This window comes from Streptomyces sp. NRRL S-244, assembly GCF_000717915.1.
In the GTDB taxonomy this organism is placed as follows: domain Bacteria; phylum Actinomycetota; class Actinomycetes; order Streptomycetales; family Streptomycetaceae; genus Streptomyces.
This window is the reverse complement of record NZ_JOCX01000045.1, coordinates 1-20,704: the sequence shown is the minus strand read 5'-3', so window position 1 is coordinate 20,704 and position 20,704 is coordinate 1. Positions and strand designations below refer to the sequence as shown.

General features: G+C 74.3%; 15 protein-coding genes. 7 read left to right on the top strand and 8 right to left on the bottom strand.

The annotated features are described in order from the left end of the window. Positions 1-196 precede the first annotated feature (196 nt). Together IF02_RS0130965 and IF02_RS0130960 are read left to right on the top strand one after the other, a co-directional pair. The gene (locus IF02_RS0130965; RefSeq protein ID WP_158708593.1) at positions 197-2,263 is read left to right on the top strand and encodes a hypothetical protein; all 2,067 of its coding nucleotides are present in this window, start codon (positions 197-199) and stop codon (positions 2,261-2,263) included. Next, on the top strand, positions 2,260-3,798 hold the full coding sequence (locus IF02_RS0130960) for a hypothetical protein (RefSeq protein WP_037837466.1): 1,539 nt from the start codon (positions 2,260-2,262) through the stop codon (positions 3,796-3,798). Before IF02_RS0130965 ends, IF02_RS0130960 begins: the two co-directional genes overlap by 4 nt. A gap of 22 nt (positions 3,799-3,820) precedes the next feature. On the opposite strand, the gene IF02_RS0130955 is transcribed toward IF02_RS0130960, so the two are convergent. Together IF02_RS0130955 and IF02_RS0130950 are read right to left on the bottom strand one after the other, a co-directional pair. Beyond that, positions 3,821-4,552 carry a 3'-5' exonuclease gene (locus tag IF02_RS0130955; RefSeq protein WP_037837471.1) on the bottom strand — a complete coding sequence of 244 codons (732 nt, stop codon included), beginning with the start codon at positions 4,550-4,552 and terminating at the stop codon, positions 3,821-3,823. Between the two features lie 90 nt (positions 4,553-4,642). After that, positions 4,643-5,965 carry an SAV2148 family HEPN domain-containing protein gene (locus IF02_RS0130950; protein ID WP_030162891.1) on the bottom strand — a complete coding sequence of 441 codons (1,323 nt, stop codon included), beginning with the start codon at positions 5,963-5,965 and terminating at the stop codon, positions 4,643-4,645. A 307-nt stretch (positions 5,966-6,272) separates the two neighbouring features. Here IF02_RS0130950 and glgX point away from each other — a divergent pair, with 307 nt between their 5' ends. Beyond that, complete coding sequence (gene glgX, locus IF02_RS0130945; RefSeq protein WP_030162889.1) at positions 6,273-8,387, top strand: glycogen debranching protein GlgX; 2,115 nt, start codon at positions 6,273-6,275, stop codon at positions 8,385-8,387. On the opposite strand, the gene IF02_RS0130940 is transcribed toward glgX, so the two are convergent. Together IF02_RS0130940 and IF02_RS0130935 are read right to left on the bottom strand one after the other, a co-directional pair. Then, positions 8,372-9,694, bottom strand: coding sequence for an MFS transporter (locus IF02_RS0130940; RefSeq protein ID WP_030162887.1), 1,323 nt, complete (start codon positions 9,692-9,694; stop codon positions 8,372-8,374). The genes glgX and IF02_RS0130940 overlap by 16 nt on opposite strands. Before the next feature lie 101 nt (positions 9,695-9,795). Then, on the bottom strand, positions 9,796-10,671 hold the full coding sequence (locus IF02_RS0130935; RefSeq protein ID WP_030162885.1) for an RNA-guided endonuclease InsQ/TnpB family protein: 876 nt from the start codon (positions 10,669-10,671) through the stop codon (positions 9,796-9,798). 189 nt (positions 10,672-10,860) lie between these two features. On the opposite strand from IF02_RS0130935, the gene treY reads away from it, so the two are divergent. Together treY and IF02_RS0130925 are read left to right on the top strand one after the other, a co-directional pair. After that, complete coding sequence (gene treY / locus IF02_RS0130930) at positions 10,861-13,194, top strand: malto-oligosyltrehalose synthase (protein ID WP_078622434.1); 2,334 nt, start codon at positions 10,861-10,863, stop codon at positions 13,192-13,194. 119 nt (positions 13,195-13,313) lie between these two features. Further along, positions 13,314-14,786, top strand: a complete 1,473-nt coding sequence (locus IF02_RS0130925; RefSeq protein ID WP_078622433.1) for a M14 family zinc carboxypeptidase — start codon at positions 13,314-13,316, stop codon at positions 14,784-14,786. Here the strand turns inward: IF02_RS0130925 and IF02_RS0130920 are convergent. Together IF02_RS0130920 and IF02_RS0130915 are read right to left on the bottom strand one after the other, a co-directional pair. Continuing rightward, positions 14,776-15,294, bottom strand: a complete 519-nt coding sequence (locus tag IF02_RS0130920) for a GNAT family N-acetyltransferase (RefSeq protein WP_030162880.1) — start codon at positions 15,292-15,294, stop codon at positions 14,776-14,778. The two genes, IF02_RS0130925 and IF02_RS0130920, sit on opposite strands and share 11 nt — an antisense overlap. Before the next feature lie 43 nt (positions 15,295-15,337). Continuing rightward, complete coding sequence (locus IF02_RS0130915; protein ID WP_030162878.1) at positions 15,338-15,901, bottom strand: DUF1707 and FHA domain-containing protein; 564 nt, start codon at positions 15,899-15,901, stop codon at positions 15,338-15,340. A 112-nt stretch (positions 15,902-16,013) separates the two neighbouring features. On the opposite strand from IF02_RS0130915, the gene treZ reads away from it, so the two are divergent. Together treZ and IF02_RS0130905 are read left to right on the top strand one after the other, a co-directional pair. Beyond that, positions 16,014-17,768 carry a malto-oligosyltrehalose trehalohydrolase gene (gene treZ, locus IF02_RS0130910; protein ID WP_030162876.1) on the top strand — a complete coding sequence of 585 codons (1,755 nt, stop codon included), beginning with the start codon at positions 16,014-16,016 and terminating at the stop codon, positions 17,766-17,768. Positions 17,769-17,826: 58 nt separating this feature from the next. After that, positions 17,827-18,597, top strand: coding sequence for a class I SAM-dependent methyltransferase (locus IF02_RS0130905; protein WP_037837465.1), 771 nt, complete (start codon positions 17,827-17,829; stop codon positions 18,595-18,597). A gap of 12 nt (positions 18,598-18,609) precedes the next feature. On the opposite strand, the gene IF02_RS0130900 is transcribed toward IF02_RS0130905, so the two are convergent. Both IF02_RS0130900 and IF02_RS0130895 read right to left on the bottom strand, forming a co-directional pair. After that, complete coding sequence (locus IF02_RS0130900) at positions 18,610-19,731, bottom strand: M24 family metallopeptidase (RefSeq protein ID WP_030162872.1); 1,122 nt, start codon at positions 19,729-19,731, stop codon at positions 18,610-18,612. Between the two features lie 39 nt (positions 19,732-19,770). Then, positions 19,771-20,616: a LysR family transcriptional regulator gene (locus IF02_RS0130895; RefSeq protein WP_030162869.1), complete on the bottom strand. Its 846-nt coding sequence runs from the start codon at positions 20,614-20,616 to the stop codon at positions 19,771-19,773. Positions 20,617-20,704: the final 88 nt, after the last annotated feature.

The following is a 20,704-nucleotide window of genomic DNA, read 5'->3' as shown; positions in this document are numbered from 1 at the left end:
GGTTCGCCCTGCGCCTGAGGGGGCCGGTGGGCCCGGAGGGGCGACACAAGGGGCCAATGGGGCGTTCCCTCCACCGTGAGTCACGAATGCGTAACCGGGGGGTGCCGCTTCGTCATATACCTGTGGCGCTATGCGGTCGCCCCCTTACTCTCCATCCATCGCGGCGGTGGTTCGAGCCGAACGGCTGGGGGGTCACGTGACGTTGTACGGACGGGCGGCGGTGCTCGATGCCGTCGTGCCTTCGTTGGTGGGGCTCGAGTCCCGGGGCGCCGCCCGGCTGCGGATACCGGGCGGGAGTCCGCTGCTGATCGAGTGCGGCGGCGGGCGGCTCACCGGCAAGACCGCGCTCCTGAGGGAGTTATCGCACCGGTACGCGCAGCGGCTGCCGCAGGCGTACGCGGACCTCGGCGCGGCGGACTTCGGCCAGCCGGGGCTGGCCTCCTCGGCCGACGCGACCACGGCGAACGCCTCGCGCACCTCCGACCTGCTCTTCTACCTGATGGACCGGTTGAGCCGGAAGCCGAACGAGTTCGGCTGGAAGCCGTCCTTCCCGCGGCTCACCCAAGGACTGCTCGCGGTCACCAGCTGGCAGTCCGGGACGGTCCAGCCGGCCGAGCTGGCGGCCGCCCGCCGCCTCCTCGCGGGGCTGCTCCGCGAGAGCCAGCCCGACCTCCAGGAGCGCAACCAGCGGGTGGCGGGCTGGATCGGACAGGTCACCGCGGCCGCCGCGGCGGGGATGGGTCCCGGGGTGGGCGAGCTGGTGGCGCCGCTCATCGACATCGTGACCACCGAACTGTTCGGCCCGCGCGCCAACAAGCACGGTCTGGGCTGGTGGACAGGGCGGCGGGTCGGCCCCCAGGGCGACGGGTACGCCCAGTTGACCGAGCTCGCCATGTGCTTCCGCGGCGACGAGGACGACCGGCGGGAGGCGGAGCAGCACTTGGTGGCCGCCCTCCTGGAGGACATAGCGGACCAGTACACCTGGATGCGCCTGAAGAACCGTGTGCCGCGCCCGCTGCTGCTCCTGGACAACTGCCACACTCCGCTGGGCCGGGCGGTCATGGACGCGCTGACCGGCGTCTGGCACGAGGAGCCCGCGAGAACGCGTCCCGGCGTCGTCGTGACCGCCCTCGCACAGGAACCGGCCGTGCCCGACCGCGAGGGCGTCGGCCCCTCGACGAGGAGTGCGGCGGGCCCGTTCTGGCGCCAGGACCGGCCGCGGACGGCGGCCGACTGGGTACTGAGGCTGCCGCTGGCACGGCTCGACCTCGACGAGGTCAAGGAGATGCTCGGAGGCGGCCGGGCGCAGCCCGAAGCGGCCCACATGATCCACCGGCTCAGCTCCGGACGCGCCGGGATCGCCCACCCCCTGGTCCTTGCCGCCGGATCCAGGATCGGCTCGCCGGAGCCCTTCGAGCACGGCAGGCTGCTCGCCCTGCCGCTCGCCGACGAGCCGACGCTGCCCGTGTACGAACGGCTGCTCGGGGTCCTGACCCCGGGCGGCGAGGCCCGGGCCCGGCTCGCCCACTACACCCCGGCTCTCGACGACGCGGCCGCCCACGCGCTGAACACCGACCACGTGCCGCGCCGCCCTGACGGAAACCCCGTGGAGGGGGCCGCCGTCGTGCCCGTGGCGGAGACCAGGAGCCTGTTGCGGCAGGACGGTTGGGGCCAGGGCCGCTGGCCGGGTACCGGCGGGCCGTTCGTCGGTGATCCCACCCTGCGCGCCCTGCTCGTGCACGACCTGCGCACCCGCAGCGCAGGGCCGCCCGGGGCCGCGGAGTGGACGGGCCGCCACCGGCGGCTGCGCCTCCTGTACCCCACGGACGCCGCCGAGCCGCACGATGCCCGCTACCTGCACCACTCGCTCGCGATCGGCGAGAGCGACCTCGTCGTCCGCGCCCTGCACCGCCGCCTGGCCGGGCAGGACGCGCCCGGGTGGCTCGCCGCCCTCAACCTGGTCTGTGCCGCACCGCACCCACCGGGCGCCCCGGCCGGGGACTACCTCCACGCGGCTGCGAACGAGCCCGTCCGCCAGGCCGTGGAGCGCCTCGTGCTCGACCTGTGGCTGCAGTCGCATCCGCTCGCGCCCCCCGACCAGCAGAAGATCAACAGCGTCAGACTGCAACTGCTCACCCTGGCCCAGAACAGCCCCGTCGGCCCCCAGGAGGTCTTCTACCGGGCGTTCGAGGAGTGGCCGCACCTCCTGAACCACTGGATCCAGGCACCGGACCTGCCCACCTACGGAGAGAGGCGCCCGTGACACTCTGGCCCGCCGGACCGCTGAACCGCGCCCTGCTGATCGTCGCCCTCGCCATCGTCCTGGGAAGCGGCGGCTACGTCGCCTACGACCGGTGGCTCGCCGAGGACCCGGCCTGCGCCCCCGGCGTCGCGGAACGCGGTGCCCGGCACGAGTGTGTCGGCGTCACCGACGGCAGCTACGTCTTCCACCCGTCGCTGAAGCAGGTCACCGAGCGCATCAAGGCGGAGAACGACAGCGTCGCCGGCAAGTCCCCCGCCACCATCGCCCTGATGATCCCCATGATCTCCGACGCCTCCGCCGAGCGGCGGGAGTACGTCGAGCAGGTCCAGGGCGCCTATCTGGCCCAGTACCGCGCGAACCACCAGGCCAACAACAAGCAGCCGCCCATCCGGCTGGTGCTCGCCAACCCCGGCCGGGGCTACAAGGAGTGGCGTACCGTCGCCGACCAGCTGGCCCGGGCCGCGGCCGACGAGAAGCAGAACCTGCGGGCCGTCGCCGGCATCAACATCAGCATCACCGAGACCGAGGAGGCCGTCCGCTACCTCACCCGGGAGAAGGGCATTCCGGTCGTCGCGGGCCCCATGACCGCCGACGACATCAGGAACACCGCGGCCGACCCCCACCGCTACCCGGGGCTCGCGCGGGTCGCCCCCGGCAACACCGACCAGGCCAACGCCCTCGCGTCGTACGGATCGGACATCAAGCCCGAAGAGACACTGGTCGTCGAGGACATCCGCGAGGGCGACAACTATCTGACCAGCCTGCGCCAGACCTTCGAGAAGCTCGCCAAGGGAGCGCCCAACGCCCCGGAGACCTACCGCTCGCCGCCCGACTTCAACGACGAGGCGAACCTCGCCAACGACTTCCACCAGATGGTCCCGGACATCTGCGCCTCCGCCGCGAAGACCGTCTACTTCGCCGGCCGTCCCGTGCAACTGCGTCAGTTCCTCGTCGAGCTGGGCAACCGGACCTGCAACAAGCACTACACCGTCATCAGCGGCTCGCACGCCTCCACCCTGACGGTCGACGAGAAGTTCGCCGACCAGTGGGACACCCTCACCAAGGGCGCCGGAATCACCCTGCGCTACGCCGCCCTGGCCCACCCCGGCGCCTGGGGGGAGAGCGGCACGGCGGCGACCGGCGGCTCCAAGGCCGCACTGAAGGAGCTGTCCGACCTGGTCCAGAAGTTCGCGGCCAAGGAGCCGGACTCGATCGGTCCGGCCGACCTCTCCGACGGCCGCGTCATCATCACCTACGACGCGGTCTCCACCGCTGTCGCGGGTATCCGCAACGACGCGGTGGGCAGCGTGAAGATGCCCTCCCTCTCCGAGGTCGCCGACAGCTGGCTGCGGCTGCACGGCAACAACCGGGTCGAGGGAGCCAGTGGCTGGATCTGCCTGGACCAGTACGGCAACCCGTACAACAAGACCGTATCCATGGTCCACCTCGACCCGGCCACCAAGACCGCCGCCTTCGACGGCATCGCGTGGCCCGCCGGCCACGCCCCCGACGCCAACTGCTCCATCCCCAACTGAGGCCGGATGCCGGTCCCGGCCCTCAGGCCGGGGCCGGGGATGCCAGCAGGCTGCGCAGCGGCCACGCCGTATCGATCACCGCGTCCGGGGTGCCCTGGCGGCGGAGGTAGGACTGGAAGTCGCGGGCCCAGCGCTCGTGCCAGGTGCCCTGGCGGGCGTGGAGGGCGGCCGGGGTGAGCGCCGCCACCTGCGGGTGGCGGGCGGCTATCGCGCGGGCCACCTGCACCGCGGCCAGCGCGTCGGCGCCCGCGTCGTGCGCGGAGTCCAGGGTGACCCCGTACACCCCGCACACCGCCTCCAGCGTCCGCTTGCCGCGCCGGTAGCGGTCCACGGCCCGGTCGATGGTCAGCGGGTCCGCCACCGGCCCGGTCTCCATCCCGCCCAGCCGCTCGGCCAGCGAGGGCAGCCCGTGCCGGGCCAGCTCGGCGGTCAGCAGCGTCAGGTCGAAGGCCGCGTTGTACGCGACGACCACCGCGCCCCGGCGCCAGTGCTCCACGAGCTCCCGCGCCACCTCGTCGGCGACCTCCCGCGCCGGGCGGCCTTCCGCCACCGCCCGCTCCGTGCTGATCCCGTGGATCGCCGAGGCCCCCTCGGGGATCGGTATCCCGGGATCCGCGAGCCAGCCGCGCCGATCGCGCACCTCGCCCGCCCGTACCTCGACGACCGCCGCCGTCACGATCCGCGACTCCCCCGGCTCCGTGCCGGTCGTCTCCAGGTCGAATCCGATCAGCACACCGCCGTGCCAGTCCCCCATGCCGTGCCGGTCCTCCACCCCGTGTCCCTCCCCCGTGCTCCCCGTACGCCTTCGGTCAATGACTTTCAGCCTGCCACGGGGCACTGACAGTCAGGACACCGGGCGGGAGTCCTCCCAGATCGACTCGAATTCCTCGCGGTACGTCGGGAACAGCCCGTTGTCCGCGTCCCGCGCCGGGCCGCGGGTCCCGCCGCCCCGCAGGACCAGCACCGGAGCCTCCATGCCGCGCGCCCGGCGCAGGTACGACTGCACCACCGCGATGCCCGAGGTCTCCCCCTCCACCAGGTACGCGGTGAAGCGGGGGGTCTCGTCGAAGACGTGGATCTCGAACCGCGAGGGATCCCGCAGCCCCGCCCGCACCCGGCGCACGTGCAGGATGTTCATCTCCACCGAGCGGCTCAGCTCGCCCTTGCGCAGGCCCAGCTCCCGCTCGCGCCGCTTCACGGCGCTGCTGGCCGGGTTCAGGAACAGCAGCCGGACGCGGCAGCCGGCCTCCGTCAGGCGCACGAGTCTTCGGCCCGAGAAGTTCTGCACCAGCAGGTTGAGCCCTATGCCGATGGCGTCGAGCCGCCGCGCGCCCCCGAACAGGTCCTCCGCCGGGAGCTGCCGTTGCAGCCGCACCCGGTCCGGGTGGACCGAGATGACGTCCGCGTACCGGTCGCCCACCAGGTCCTCGACCGCGTCGATCGGCAGCCGGTCCGCCGCCGGGGAGCCCGCGCCGCCGCCCAGCACCTCCAGCAGCCGCGCCGAGGCCCGCTCAGCCTGCTCCAGCACCGCCCGCGACAGGGCCCGGTTGCGGGAGACCACGTTCCGGGTGACCTCCAGCTCGTCGAGCGCCAGCTCGATCTCCCGCCGGTCGTCGAAGTACGGCTCGAAGCACGGCCAGTGCTGGACCATGAGCTCCCGCAGCTGCGGGAGCGTCAGGAAGCTCAGCACGTTGTCGTCGGCCGGGTCCAGGAGGTAGCCCTTGCGCCGGCTGACCTCGCGGACCGCGACGGCCCGCTGCACCCACTCCTGACCGGCTGGCCCGGCGGCCGCGACCACCCAGTCGTCGCCGCCGTGCACGGGCTCGTAGATCGGCCGCAGCACCGCGCCGACGACGGCGCGCAGCCGCTGTTCGATCAGGTTCAGCCAGATGTACGCACGGCCGGCCCGCTGCGCGCGGGTGCGGACCTCGCTCCACGCGTCCGCGCCCCAGTCGAGCTCGGCCCCGGCCCGCACGCTCCCGGCCGCCGTCGGGGCCAGCGACACCGCCCCGGCCGGCACCCCCGCGGGCGCCCCGCCCGACACCCCGCCGGACACCCCACCCGACACCCCGCCGGGCGCACCATCGGGTGCACCTCCTGGGGCGTCCGCCGGGCCGCCCTCGTGACCGTTGTCACCAGGGGGCAGCTCCAGACCTCCCGAGCTCACCCGTGCACCGCCTTCTGCGTCTGGACGCCCGTCTCCAGTGATCACGGAAGGGTACTCCGAGCTCGGCTCCCGATGCAGCCCGATGCGGTCCGACGGGACGTACAGGGGTGGTCCGTTGACCCATTATCGGATGCCCGCATAGTCCGCTGACCCGCATATCAGCTCTCCGGGTCACCCGGTAGGAGCATCCCAAGTCCCCGCGTGCGGGCCCACTTTCGGGGAAGATCTGGCAGAGACGCGGTCCACGCCGGATCGGCACCGAGACATCAGCCCGCCAGTCGGGAGAACGAGGGGAAGAACCGTATCCATGCAGGTCTGGCCGGGACAGGCGTATCCGCTCGGCGCCACGTACGACGGCGCCGGCACCAATTTCGCGGTCTACTCCGAGGCCGCCCGACGCATCGAGCTGTGCCTGCTCCACGAGGACGGCTCGGAGACGGCGGTCGAACTGCGCGAGACCGACGCCTTCGTACGCCACGCCTATCTGCCCGGGGTGATGCCCGGGCAGCGCTACGGTTTCCGCGTGCACGGCCCGTACGAGCCCGAGCGCGGGCAGCGCTGCAACGCGGCCAAGCTGCTGCTGGACCCGTACGCACGGGCCATCGCCGGGAGCGTGGACTGGGGCGAGGAGGTGTACGGCTACCACTTCGGCCGGCCCGACTCGCGCAACGACCTCGACTCGGCCCCGCACACGATGAGTTCGGTCGTGGTGAATCCGTACTTCGACTGGGCCAACGACCGCCCGCCGCGCCACGAGTACCACCACACCGTGCTGTACGAGGCCCACGTCAAGGGTCTGACCATGCGCCATCCCGACCTGCCCGAGGAACTGCGCGGTACGTACGGGGCCCTCGCCCATCCGGCGGTCATCGGGCACCTCACCAAGCTGGGGGTGACGGCGCTGGAGCTGATGCCCGTACACCAGTACGTCAACGACCACCGGCTCGTCGACGACGGGCTCAGCAACTACTGGGGCTACAACACGATCGGCTTCTTCGCCCCGCACAACGGCTACGCCTCCGGTGACCGCGGCCAGCAGGTGCTGGAGTTCAAGTCGGCGGTACGGGCCCTGCACGAGGCGGGGATCGAGGTCATCCTCGACGTGGTCTACAACCACACCGCCGAGGGCAACCACCTGGGCCCGACCCTGTCGTTCCGCGGGCTCGACAACTCCTCGTACTACCGGCTCGCGGACGATCCCCGGCACTACATGGACACCACGGGGACGGGGAACTCGCTGCTGATGCGCTCCCCGCACGTACTCCAGCTGATCATGGACTCGCTGCGCTACTGGGTCACCGAGATGCACGTGGACGGCTTCCGCTTCGACCTCGCGGCCACCCTCGCCCGGCAGTTCCACGAGGTGGACCGGCTGTCCTCGTTCTTCGACCTGGTCCAGCAGGACCCGGTGGTGAGCCAGGTGAAGCTGATCGCGGAGCCCTGGGACCTGGGCGAGGGCGGCTACCAGGTGGGCAACTTCCCGCCGCTGTGGACCGAGTGGAACGGCAAGTACCGGGACACCGTACGGGACTTGTGGCGCGGGCAGCCGCGCACGCTCGCGGAGTTCGCGGGAAGGCTGACCGGCTCCTCCGACCTCTACCAGGACGACGGGCGCCGCCCGCTGGCCTCCATCAACTTCACCACCTGCCACGACGGTTTCACGTTGCACGACCTCGTCTCGTACGACGAGAAGCACAACGAGGCGAACCGCGAGGGCAATCGGGACGGGGAGACCCACAACCGGTCCTGGAACTGCGGGGTGGAGGGGCCGACGGATGAGCCGGAGGTCCTGGAGCTGCGCGAGCGCCAGATGCGCAACTTCACGGCCACGCTGATGCTTTCGCAGGGCGTGCCGATGCTCAGCCACGGCGACGAGTTCGCCCGCTCGCAGGGCGGCAACAACAACGCCTACTGCCAGGACAACGACCTGTCCTGGGTGAACTGGCCCGAGCCGGGCAAACCGGCTCCCGCCCTGCTGGAGTTCACCCGGCGGATGGTGTGGCTGCGGCGCGACCACCCGGTGTTCCGGCGGCGCCGGTTCTTCCACGGCCGGCCGGTGGAGGGGACGGACGACGAGCTCTCCGACATCGCCTGGTTCACCCCGCACGGGGAGCCGATGCGGGCCCGCGACTGGCAGGCCCAGCACGCGCGCGCGCTGACGGTGTTCCTCAACGGGGAGGCGATCTCCGAGCCCGGCTCGCGCGGGGAGCGGATCACCGACGACTCGTTCCTGTTGATGTTCAACTCGGGCGCCGATCCGCAGGAGTTCACGGTCCCGGCCGGGCACGGCGCGCAGTGGCGGCTCGTCGTGGACACGGCGCGGCCGGACGTACTGCCACCCGGCACCGGACCGCAGTTCGCGGCCGGGGACCGGGTGGCGCTGACAGGACGGTGCCTGGTGGTGCTTCAGCGCCCGGCGTAGGAGGAGCCGGGGGCGGCGGCCTCCGACGGGCCCGCCGCCCCCGGGGAGGCGCTCTGCTGCGCCGGGATGAAGACCTTCGGCGCGGCGGGGTGCGCCCGGGCGGCCGGTACCCGGGTCACGAGGGCGAGGAGCAGGGACAGCGCGGCGGCCCCGACGGCGACCGCGAAGGCGCCGGCGGGCCCGTACCACTCGGCGAGCCGCCCCGAGGTGGCGAGCGCGGCGGCCTGCCCGGCCACGAGCGAGCTGGCGGCGAAAGCCGTCGCCTCGGCGAGCCGGGCCGGCTCCACGACCCGCTCGGTGAGCGAGAAGGCGGTGATCAGGTGCGGGGCGTACGCGGCCCCGAGCACCGTGACGACCGCGTACAGCGGCCACAGGGTGTGGGTGAAGAGCAGCGGTACGGAGAGCACCAGCGCGGCGGCGGTGGCCGCCCGCCAGCGCACCCGCAGCCCGATGCGGGCGGGCAGCGCGCCGAGCGCGAGGCCCACGGCGGCGCTGACGACGCCCATCGCGGCGTACACGATGCCCGCCTGGCCGGGGACGCCCAGACGAGCGGTAAGGGCGGCGATTCCGGCCTGGCAGGCGCCGAACATGGCGCCCTGGAGGAGCAGCGAGCCCCGTACGGCGTACACGACGCGCGGGTGGCGGGCGGGGCGCGGGGCCGCATCGGCGCCGGCGCCGGCCTTCGGGCCCGCCCCGGCCGTGACGGCGGCGGTCGGGTGCAGGGCGAAGGCGGTGGCGAAGACGGCGACGAGGGCGGCGGCCCCGCCGAGGGCGATCGCGGGGTGCGCGACGAGCGCGGCGAGTCCGACGAGGGCGGGTCCGAAGACGAAGGAGACCTCGTCCAGGGTGCCTTCGAGCGAGTGGACGGCGCCCACCACGCCCTCGTCGGCCCCGGCCCGGTGGGCGAGGGCCACGGAGCGGGTCCGGGCGAGCGGCCCGATCAGCGGTACGGAGGCCCCGGTCACGGCGCCGATCGCGGCGAGCGGGGCGGTCGCGAGACCGCCGAGGGCCCCGGCGACCAGCGCCGCGGTGGCGACCGCGTTGACCGCGGCGGCGGCCAGCACCACGGGCCGCTGTCCGTACCGGTCGGCGAGCCGGCCCAGGACGGGCCCGAAGACCACCTGTCCGGCGGAGAGGGTACCCCCGACGATGCCGGCGGCGGCGAGCGAACCGCTGGTCTCGGCGACCAGCAGCACGCTCCCGAACTGGGACATCGCGACGGGCAGTCGTGCGAGGAAGGAGAGGAGCGGAAGGAGGGGCCCGGTCAGGGCGATGACTCTTCGATAGGTGTTGACGGTTCCGGCCACTTGATCAACGCTAACGCGATGCAGCCATTCGGGCGCATTGGGTAATGGCACGGAATCCGGGAAGTCGAAAGGTGGGTACGTACGTTCTCTTGGCTTCTCCCCTACGGGGAATGGATTCCCGCCCTCGCGGGTGGGGTTTCCTGCTTCACCACGGACCGCCCCGACCGAGAGAAGGACTCCCGATGGGGTCTTACATCCGCTCCACAGGCAGCGGCCGCCAGTCCGGCGGTCAGAAGATTCGCGGCGGCGTTCCCGTCACGGTCGTGGGTCGCCCCACAGCCTTCGCACGTCCACTCACGGACGCTCAGGGGCATCGCCGGGGCCAGTGCCCCGCAGACGGAGCACAGGCGGGTGCTGGGGAACCACCGGTCGACGGTGATCAGTTCACGCCCGTACCACGCCGCCTTGTGCTCCAGCACGGACCTCAGCTCACGCCAGGACGCGTCGTGGATGGCACGGGCGAGCTTGTGGTTCTTGACCATGTTGCGGACGACGAGGTCCTCGATCACGAGCGTGTGGTTTTCACGCACGAGTCGAGTCGTCAGTTTGTGCAGGTGATCCCTTCGGCGGTCGGCGATCCGGGCATGGATCCTCGCCACTCGGGTGCAAGCCTTGGCCCGGTTGTTGCTGCCTTTCTCCTTCCGGCTCACCCCCTGCGGGAGCGGGCGGGACCAAACGATGTCCAGTGGTTCCGCCGTCTTCGCCAGGGTGAGCCGCCCGCCGGAGTGGCGGAAGGCGCTGCGCGTGTACTCGGCCGAGGCACGGGACTTCCGCTTCGACTTGCACCGCGGATGCTGCGTCCGCTTCGCCCAGAACCCCACGAACGCGCTGCCCACGCGGGTCCGGCTCACCCTCCACGCCTCGGCACGGGCGGCGAGGGCGAGGTTGCAGACCTTCCGCACGCACCCGAACGCCCGCGACAGCTCAGCCGCCTGCGCGCTGGTCGGATAGAAACGGTACTTGAACGCCCGCTTCACAGAAGTAGCCCCCGCATCCGGGACGCCAGGGCCGGTCAGGATCCGAACGCAAGCACAGGTCACAGCCTCACGCAGCGGGGCCCGGCCGCTGCTCGGCTCCGAGCCGGGGACACGTATCTCCCCCGCGAGCGGGAGGTCCCCCGCCCCGCCCCCGACTGCAGCCGGGGGTTTCCACGCAAGGAGGCAGAAATGAGCCAGCCGTACCCGAGCACTGCGGTGTCCCCGCCGGCCCCGAGTTCGACGTACCGGCTTCAACTGCGACCCGAGTTCCCCTTCGCGGCGGCCGAGGCGGCCGTGCCGTACCTCGCCTCGCTCGGGGTGTCCCACCTGCACCTCTCGCCGGTGCTGGAGGCGGTCCCCGGCTCGGCGCACGGGTACGACGTCACCGACCACACCCGGGTACGGGCCGAGATCGGCGGCGAGCCGGGGCTGCGCGCCCTGGCCGCGGCCGCCCGGGGGCACGGGCTCGGCCTGGTGCTGGACATCGTCCCGAACCACATGGCCGTGCCGTCTCCGCTGCGGCTGAACGGGCCCCTGTGGGAGGTGCTGCGGGAGGGGCCGGGGTCCCCGTACGCGCGCTGGTTCGACATCGACTGGGAGGCGGGCGGCGGCCAGGTGCTGCTGCCGGTGCTCCCGGGGCCGCCCGAGCCGGAGGCGTTCTCCGTCGACCGGGACCTCGCGGTGCTGCGGCACGGGGAGCTGGAGTTCCCGCTGCGCGAGGGGACGGCGGGGCTGGCACTGCCGGAGCTGCTGGCCGCGCAGTGGTACCGGCCGGCCTGGTGGCGCGCGGCCCGCACCGAGCTCAACTACCGTCGGTTCTTCACCATTTCGGATCTGATCGGGGTCCGGGTGGAGGACCCGGAGGTGTTCGCGGCGACGCACGCGAAGGTGCTGGAGCTGGTACGGGACGGGGTGGCCGAGGGGCTGCGGATCGACCACGTGGACGGGCTGGCGGACCCGGAGGGGTACCTGCGGCGGCTGCGGACGGCCGTGGGCGGGGGCTGCTGGGTGGTGGTGGAGAAGATCCTGGCCCGCCACGAACGGCTGCCGCCCGGCTGGCCGGTGGCCGGGACCACCGGGTACGACGCCCTGCACCGGGTGGACGGGGTGTTCACCGATCCGGCGGGGGCCGCGGAACTGGGCCGCCGGTACGTGGAGTTCACCGGGTGCGCGGACTGGGAGCGGACGGCCCGGGCGTGCGCGCGGGAGGTGCTGACCGGCGATCTGGCGGCCGAGCTGGCGGCGCTGGAACGGGCCGCCGGGCCGGAACTGGCAGATGGTGTGCGGGAGTTGCTGATCGCCTATCCGGTCTACCGGCCCTACCCCGGGGAGCCGGAGCTCGACCCGCAGGCCCTGGCGGAGGCGGCCGCGCCGGCCGGTCCGGGCGCGGTGGCCGGCGTACGGGACCTCGTACTGCGTGATCCGGCCTTCGCGGCGCGCTTCGCCCAGACCTCGGCGGCGCTGCGGGCCAAGTCGCTGGAGGACCGGGCCTTCTACCGGCACGCCCCGCTGCTGTCGGCCACGGAGGTCGGCGGGGATCCGGGGCAACCGGCGCTCCCGCCCGCCGAGTTCCACGCGTACTGCGCCGAGCTCGACCGGGACTGGCCCCGCTCCGGGACGGTGCTGTCCACGCACGACACCAAGCGCAGCGCGGACGTCAGGGCCCGGATCTCCGCGCTCTCCCAGGCCCCCGAGGCGATGGGCCGGCCCGCCGGGCCCGATCCACAGCTGGCCTGGGTGGCCCGGCAGACGGCGCTCGGCCTCGGGGAGGTCCCCGAGCGCGCCGAGCGCCTCGGACAGGCGCTCCTCAAGGCCGTCCGCGAGGCCGCGCTGCACACCAGCTGGACCGACCAGGACCCGGCGTACGAAGCCGCCGTCGCGGCATGCGCACCGGACCCGGAACTGCCCGCCGGGCTGGCCGCGGCGGCCCGGGCGAACCTGCTCGGCATGGCGCTGCTGCACCTGGCGATGCCCGGGGTCCCGGAGGTCTACCAGGGCGCCGAGACGGAGTACCGGGCCCTCGTCGATCCGGACAACCGGCGCCCGGCCCGGTTCCCGCGCGAGGCCCTGGCCCGGCTGGACGCGGGGGCCGTACCGCAGGGGCAGGCGGAGGAGAAGCTCGCGCTGACGGCCGCCCTGCTGCGGCTGCGGCGCGACCGGCCCGAGCTGTTCACCGGGTACACCCCGCTGCCGGCCCGGGGCCCGGCGGCGGAGCACTGCCTGGCCTTCGCCCGCCCGGCCGGGCTCGTCGCGGCGGCCACCCGGCTGTCGCACCGGCTGGCCGGGGCCGGCGGCTGGCGGGACACCGCCCTGGCCCTCCCTCCGGGGCGGTGGACGGCGCTGCTGGACGGGGGGTCCTCGTACGAGGGCGAGGTACGGCTCGCGGAGCTGCTCGCGGACCGGCCGGTCGCCCTCCTGCTCCGCGAGGGCGGGCCGGGGGCGGGGGCGAGGGCGGAGGCGGAGCCGGGGGCGGAGGCGGAGCCGGGGGCGGAGGCGGAGCCGGGTGCCGGGGCGGAGGCCTAGGCGTAGGCGCGGGCAGAAGCGGGGGCGGGGCGTGGCGGCAAGGCGTTGGCCAGGGGTTTCCGGGAAGTGTGGGGCGTGCGGAGCAGTAGGGGGCGTGCGCGGCGGGCATTGCATCAGACGTGACCCTCCTCCGTGACATGTGCTACCCCACACCATCCGAACTCGCGCTGGCCGCCCGCGCTCTGGCGGACGAGCACCCCGGCCCGGTCCGGCTCCGCCAGGCCGGCACCTCCCGGGGCGGCCTGCCCCTGTGGCTGCTCTCCGTCGAGCCGAGCGGCCGCCCGCGGGGCGCGGGCGTGCTCGTCGTCGCCGGGGCCCACGCCAACGAGCCCGTCGGCGGTGCCACCGCGCTCGCCCTCGCCCGGCGCGTCCTCCACGACCCGGGGCTCCGCGCCGGCCGCGGCTGGCACTTCCTGCTCTGCGCCGATCCCGACGGGGCGGCCCTGCACCGCACGCCCCGCCCCCACTCCCTGCTCGACTACCACCGGAACTTCTTTCGGCCCCCCGGTCCGGAACAGCCCGAGTGGGCGCCGTCTTTACTGCCTCCGGACCGGCTGCCGCCCGAGACCCTGGCCCTGACCGCCCTCATCGACGAGCTGCGGCCCGTCCTCCAGGTCTCCCTGCACGGCACCGACCTCGGCGGCTCCTGGGTGCAGCTCACCCGGGACATACCCGGCCTTGCGGAACCGTTCGCCAAATCGGCCGCCGAGCTGCGGATCCCGGTGGAGACCGGCGCCTCGGACGCGGCCGGCTGGCCCTCCCCCGGGCCCGGGATCTTCGTGATGCCGCAGCCCGGGGCCGACGCGGGCGGGGCGTTCCACCCGGAGGACACCCGGCTCAGCACCTGGTACCACGCCCACCGGTACGCCGGCACCACGGCCATCGTCGAAGTCCCCATGTGGGCCTCGGACCTGGTGGACGACCCCGCCCCGCACCCGGATCCGCGCGGCGCCCTGCGGACCCTGGCGGGGCGGCTCACCGCGGACGCCGCGCTGGTGGCCCGCGTACGGGACCGGGTGCCGGGGCCGCCGGAGCCGGGCGCGGACTCGGGGACGGGCACCGACACCGGCTCGGGGACCGGCACCGGCACCAGCACCGGCACGCGCTCCGATGCGGGCTCCGGGGCGGATCCCGGTGCGGCCGCCGACGCCGCCGCGTTGCTGCGCGCCGTGGACTGGACGCTCGCGCTGATCCCCCGGATCACCGTGGAGTGGACGGGCGCCGGTGCCCCCGCCGAGGCCACGGCGGCCGCGATCGGCAGCATCGACGCCTTCGGGCGGCGGCTGTCGCTGCGCGCCGCCGCGATGCTGCTGCGGGTGCTCCGGGCCCAGGACCACCCGGCGGCCCCGGGGCTGGACCGGCTCGTCACCGGCTGGTGCGAGGAGTTCGCCGCCCGGTTCCGGGCTCGCCGGATCCCGGTGGCCACCCAGGTCGAGCACCAGACCCGCACGGTCCTGGCGGCGTACGAGCGGCTCGTGACGGAGGGGCTTGACGGGCCGGACGGGCCGGACAGGTCTGACGGGCCTGACGTACCCGACGGAGCCGACGGAGCCGACAGGCCGGATCAACCCGACGGAACGGTCAATGCGTAGCGGCGGCGGCCGACGGCTCCCCGGGCGGCGGCACGGACAGGGCGTAGCGGCGCTTGGGCGCGCCGGCCGCGCCGAGCCGGTCGTAGAAGCGGATCGCGCCCTCGTTCCAGTCCGGGGTCTGCCACTGGACCTGGTCGAGGCCGAGCCCGCGGGCGAGCTCCGCCACCCCGTCCATCAGCGCGGCGCCGAGGCCGTGGCCGCGGGCCTCCTCGGCGAGGTAGAGGCAGTCCATGTGGAGGTAGTGCCGGGCGTCCCAGAACGCGAACTCGGCCGAGCAGGCGGCGTATCCGGCCACCGATCCGTCCGGGGCCTCGGCCAGCAGCACCCACAGCCGGGCGCCGTCCGCGAACAGCTGCGGACCGAGCCGGTCGGCGAGGTCCGGGGGCCGGGGCGCGGACTTCTCGTAGGCGACGTGCTCGTGGACGAGCTCGACGAGGCGGGGCAGGTCCTCGGGGCGCGCGGCCCGCACGACGGGTGGCCGGTGTTCCTTGGGGTCTTCAGCGTCCATGGGCACCATCATCGGGCCCGATGCGAACCCCGCGAGGGGCGGGTCAGCTCGACGAGAGCCGGAAGTTCATCCGGCCGAAGCCGATCTGGTCCCCGTCCCGGACCACCACCGAGCCCGTCACCCGGCGGCCGTTGACCGTGGTGCCGTTGGAGGAGCCGAGGTCCGTGAGCACCCACACCCCGTCGCGCATCCCGAGCTCGGCGTGCACCCGGGAGACCGTCTCGTCGGTGAGCCGCAGCCCGTTCCCGGGGTCGCGGCCGATCCGCAGGGACCGGGCGCTGGGGTGCGGCAGCAGCAGCTTCGGCAGCCGCTCGGCGGTCCAGGCCCGCCGGACCCCGGCGGACACGGCCGAGGCCCGGCCCACCCAGGCGAAGACGCGCCGGGTCCAGGGGCCTTCGCCGCCCCCGCGGCTTGCGAGGTCGGCGGTGAGGACCGCGAGGTCCTCCGAGCGGCGGGCGACGAGGGCGAGTTCCATACGGCGCAGGAACGTGTCATGGGACAGCTTCCCGAGGGCCGCACCCTCGCGGAGCTGCTCCAGCGCCCGGTCGCGCTCCGCGTCGGAAAGGCGCGGTACCGGGAAGGCGGGGAACTCGAAACTCGACGTCACAGGGTGATTGTCGGCCCGTCAGGGCCGGAGTGTCCAGAACTCCTCCGGCCGTCCGCGCGATGATGGGCCCGGCACACGTTCCGGGTACCGCCGCAGACGAGGGGAACCGTCCGTGCAGTTCGAGGTGTGGGCACCGCTGACAGACCGGGTCGCGCTGCGGCTCCGCGAGGCGACGTACGAAATGGCACGCGATCCGGACCGTTCCGGCTGGTGGATCGCCGAGGCCCCGGCCGCCGACGGGGACCGGTACGGGTTCCTGCTGGGCGTGGCGCCCGGGGAGGAGCACGTACGGCCCGACCCGCGCGGGCGGCGGCTGCCGGACGGGCCCGGCGGCCTCTCGGCGGTGGTGGATTTCGAGCCGCTCACCCCGCAGGCGCCGGCGCCCGGCACGCGGCTCCAGGACGCGGTCCTGTACGAGCTGCACATCGGCACCTTCACCCCCGAGGGCACCTTCGACGCGGCCGCCGCCCGCCTCGGGCACCTCACCGCGCTCGGGGTCACGCACGTGGAGCTGATGCCGGTCTGCCCCTTCCCCGGCCGGCACGGCTGGGGGTACGACGGGGTCGCGCCGTGGGCGGTGCACGAGCCGTACGGCGGCCCGGCCGGGCTGGCCCGGTTCGTAGACGCGGCGCACGCGGCCGGGCTCGGGGTGGTGCTGGACGTGGTCCACAACCACCTGGGCCCCTCCGGCAACCACCTCCCGGCCTTCGGCCCGTACTTCACGGACACCCACCACACCCCGTGGGGCGCGGCGGTCAACCTGGACGCGGCCGGCTCCGACGAGGTGCGCTCGTACCTGCTGGGCAGCGCCCTCGCCTGGCTGCGGGACTACCGGATCGACGGGCTCCGGCTGGATGCCGTGCACGCGCTCGCCGACGGGCGGGCGCTGACCTTCCTGGAGGAGCTGTCCGCGGCGGTGGACGAGTTCGCCGCCGAGTCCGGCCGCCCGCTGTTCCTGATCGCCGAGTCCGACCGGTGCGATCCGCGCACCACGACCCCGCGCGGAGCCGGGGGTCTGGGCCTGCACGCGCAGTGGAACGACGACTTCCACCACGCCCTGCACTGTGCGCTGACCGGCGAGTCCCAGGCGTACTACGCCGATTTCGCCCAGGCGCCGCTCGCCGCCCTGGCCAAGACCATGACCCGGGCGTTCTTCCACGACGGGACCTGGTCCTCCTTCCGGGGCCGCAGCCACGGCCGCCCGGTGGACCGGCGCCGCACGCCCGCGCACCGCTTCCTCGGCTACACGCAGACCCACGACCAGATCGGCAACCGGGCGCTCGGCGACCGGCTCGCGGGCTCGCTCTCCCCCGGGCTGCTGGCCTGCGGTGCGGCGCTGGCGCTGACCGGGCCGTTCGTGCCGATGCTGTTCATGGGCGAGGAGTGGGCCGCGGGCACGCCGTGGCAGTACTTCACCGACCACGACGACTGGGAGCTCGCCGAGGCCGTACGCAGCGGCAGGCGGCGGGAGTTCGCGGCGCACGGCTGGAAGGCCGAGGAGATCCCGGACCCGCAGGACCCGGCCACCCGGGACCGCTCCTGCCTGGACTGGGCGGAGCCGGAGCGCGCCCCGCACGACCGGCTGCTGGCCTGGTACCGGACCCTGATCACGCTCCGGCGCACCCACCCGGACCTGCGGGATCCGGACCTGGCGGCGGTCCGCGTGGCGTACGACGAGGAGCGCCGCTGGGTGACGTTCCGGCGGGGCGACGTACGGGTGGCGGTGAACCTGTCCCCCGACCCGGTGACCATCGCCCTCGGCCGCAACGGGGTCCGGGTCCTGGCTTCCTGGGACCCGGTCGAGCACCCGGGACCGGACGGCCGCGTGCACGTCCCGGCGGAGTCGGCGGTGCTGCTGGGACCGTAACCGGCCTCACTGCGAAGCCACTTGATCGCGTCGGGCCCGCTCTGATGGAGTCGGCCCCATGGAACAGGAACGCGAAGAGGAAGACGTGCCGGCGGCCGCGTACGACCGCATAGGGATCGGCTACAAGCGGGTACGGCTGCCCGACCCCCGGCTGGGTGCGCTGATCGGGCAGGCGCTGGGCGGCGCGCGCACCGTCGTCAACGTCGGGGCCGGGGCCGGGTCGTACGAGCCGCAGGACGCCGAGGTCACGGCCGTCGACCCGTCCCAGGTGATGCTCGACCAGCATCCCGGCCCGCGGAAGGTGAAGGCGGGCGCGGAGGAACTCCCCTTCGCGGACGGCGCGTTCGACGCCGCCATGGCGGTGCTCACCGTGCACCACTGGTCCGATCCACACCGCGGACTCGGCGAGCTGCGCCGCGTCTCGGGGCGGCAGGCCGTCTTCACCTGGGATCCGGAGCACCGGCCCGAACTGTGGCTGGTGGACGAATACCTCCCGGAGATCCGGGAGTTGGACCACTCCCGCTTCACCCCCCTGGCCGAGGTGGTCGAGGCGCTCGACGCGCACACCGTGGTGCCGTTCCCGATCCCGCACGACTTCACGGACGGGTTCCAGACCGCCCACTGGCGCCGGCCCGAGGCCTACCTCGACCCGGCCGTACGAGCCGCCAGCTCGACCCTCGCGACGCTTCCGGCCACCGTCTTGGAGCCGGCGATCGAGCGGCTCCGCGCCGACCTGGAATCCGGGGCCTGGCACCGGCGCCACGCCCACCTGCTGGAGGAGGAGAGCGTGGACTACGGCTATCGCCTGGTCATCGCCGGGGAGGTGTGACCGCTCGGGCCCTCACTCCACGACGGCCAGCTCGCGCGGGGCGTTGTTGAGGCTGCGGCCGCCGTCCTCGGTGACCGTCACGATGTCCTCGATGCGCACCCCGAAGCGGCCGGGCAGGTAGATGCCCGGCTCCACGGAGAAGCACATCCCGGGGACCAGGGGCTGCTCCTCGCCCTCGACCATGTACGGGGGCTCGTGGGTGGTCACGCCGATACCGTGGCCCGTGCGGTGGATGAACCGGTCGCCGTAGCCGAACTCGGTGATCACCGCGCGGGCCGCCCGGTCCACGTCCTGGCAGGCGATGCCCGGGCGGACGGCCGCGGAGGCGGCCCGCTGGGCCTCGCGGACGATGTCGTGGACGCGCTGCTCCTCGGCGCTCGGCTCTCCGACGTGCACGGTGCGGGAGATGTCGGAGCCGTAGCCGTGCTTGAGCCCGCCGAAGTCGAGGACCACCATGTCGCCGTGCGCGATGATCCGCCCGCCCGCCTCGTGGTGCGGATTGGCCCCGTTGGGGCCGGAGCCGACGACCGTGAAGTCCACCTGGGAGTGGCCGTGTTCGCGCAGCAGCGCGGCCAGGTCGGCAGCGATCTCGGTCTCCCGCCGGCCGGCGAACGCGACCTTGAGGATCTGCGCGTACGCGGCGTCGGCGGCCGCGCCGGCCGCCGCGAGCCGCTCCAGCTCCCGCTGGTCCTTGACCGCGCGGAGCATCGGCAGGACGTCGGTGAGCGGGGCGTACGAGGTGGCGGGCAACTCCCGCTGGAGGCCGAGCAGATGCAGCGCCCAGGTGTTGTCGCTGACCCCGAAGCGGCCGCCGACGTCGAGGAGCGGCGCGGTGACGCCGTACGGGTTCTTCCCGTCGGACCAGTCGCGCAGGGTCAGCGCGGGAGCCCCGGGGGCCTTGGCGGCGTCGGGGGCCTCGAGGGCGGGCACGACGAGGACGGGCTCCTGCCCGGCGGCGAGCACGAGCAGGGTCAGCCGCTCGGTGTCGACGGGCCGGTAGCCGGTGAGGTGGGCGAGATCGGGCCCGGGGGCGATGAGCAGCCCGGCCAGCCCGGCATCGGCGGCGCTCTGGGCGGCGGCGGCCATCCGGGCGGCGTAGTCGGCGTGCGTGAACGGATCGGGTTCGAGGTCCATGCTGCGATCCTGCCGCCGCGCCGGGCCGCGCGCGAGTGGTTACCGCGCCGCGGTGAGGCGGGCGGCGAGGGCGGCCGCCGCGGGGGTCGGGGCGCCGGGGGCGAGGAGTTCCGTACGGTGCACCAGGCGCGGGTCGCCGAGCGGTACGGCGACCCCGGCCCCGGCGGCCTGCGCCACCCGGCGCGGCAGCAGGACCAGGCCGTGCCCGGCGGCGGCGAGGGCGCACAGGGCGTGCAGGTCGGTGCCGTCGTAGCGCAGGGCCGGTCCGGTGCGCACGGCCGCGGGCACCGGCCCCACGCCGGGGGCGTCGATCCAGCGGGCGTCGGCGAGGTCGTCGAGCCGCAGCGAGGCCCGGCCGGCGCAGGGGTGCCCGGCCGGGAGCAGTACGGCGAGCCCGTCCTCGCCGACGCCGGTGACGGTGAGCGGGGCCACGTCGGGCAGCCGGAGCGGGTCGCTGGGCGCGGCGAGGCCGTCGACCAGCCCGAGGTCGCAGCCGCCGGTGGCGACGGCGGCGGGCACCTCGGCCGGGGCCAGCACCCGCAGCGCGACCCCGGTGGCGGGCAGCGCGGCGAGCAGCCGGGGCCCGACGGCGAGCGGGGACGCGGCCACGGTGACCCGCCCGGGCGGCGCGGCGGCCAGCCGCAGCACGTCGGCCCGGGCCGCGTCGAGCCGCAGCAGCAGCGGCCCGGCGTGTTCCAGCAGCCGCACCCCGGCCGGGGTCGGCTCGACGGGCCGCCGGGTGAGGAGCTCCGCCCGCAGGTCGCCTTCGAGGGCGGCGATGTGCTGGGACACGGCGGACTGGGTGTAGCCGAGCTCGCGGGCCGCGCCGGAGAAGGAGGACAGCCGGGCGACGGTGACGAAGGTACGGAGGAGGTGCGGATCCATGGCGCCAGCGTGCCACCGCCGCGGCCCGGGCCCGGCCCGGCCCACGGGTTCCGCCCTGCGGGGCCCGGTGGGGGGGGTTCCGCCGCCC